This window comes from Microvirga sp. KLBC 81 (assembly GCF_003075415.1).
In the GTDB taxonomy this organism is placed as follows: domain Bacteria; phylum Pseudomonadota; class Alphaproteobacteria; order Rhizobiales; family Beijerinckiaceae; genus Microvirga.
In genome coordinates, this window is record NZ_QDAH01000343.1 from 1 (window position 1) to 521 (window position 521).

A 521-nucleotide genomic window follows, 5' to 3' on the forward strand; every position below is an offset into this window, starting at 1 on the left:
TCAGCTTGGGCAGGTGCTTGATGTCCAGATGCACGAAGCCGAGGTCGTAGTCTTTGAATGTGCCGCTCTTGCACTGGTGCTGCTGCGCCAGCGGCAGGCGCCCGAGCCCCTCAGCCTTGAGGATGCGGTAGACCGCGTCCCGGTTTAGATGCGGCAGGAAGTGCGTGACCACGAAAGTGAGGCCATCGAGCGGAAGACCGGTGGCCTGGCGCAGAGCGCAGACGATCGCGCTCTTCCACGGGGGCTTTCCAGAGCAGCTTGTGCGGTCGGCTGCTATGGTCCGGGCAATCCTGAACTCCGCGCTTGCGCTACTTGCGGATGGTCTCGGGGCTCACGCTATAGCGCTGGGCCAGCACGCCCGTGGGCTCGACTGAGCGGGCGATCTCCTGGCGGACAGCTGGGGTGGTACGGGCTTGCGGGTGGATGGACAGCTTCACGGCCTCCTGCGGTGAGGAGCTCGGCGTCGCAGGCCGTCAAAGCGCCAAGCGTACTCCTCAATCGCGCAACGCACCCGGTCCCAA

The 521-nt window shown here is 65.5% G+C and carries 1 pseudogene; it reads right to left on the minus strand.

What is annotated here, in order from left to right:
• Positions 1–431 (minus strand): annotated as a pseudogene (locus tag DC522_RS34105) (IS481 family transposase); the annotation flags it as partial.
• Positions 432–521 lie beyond the last annotated feature (90 nt).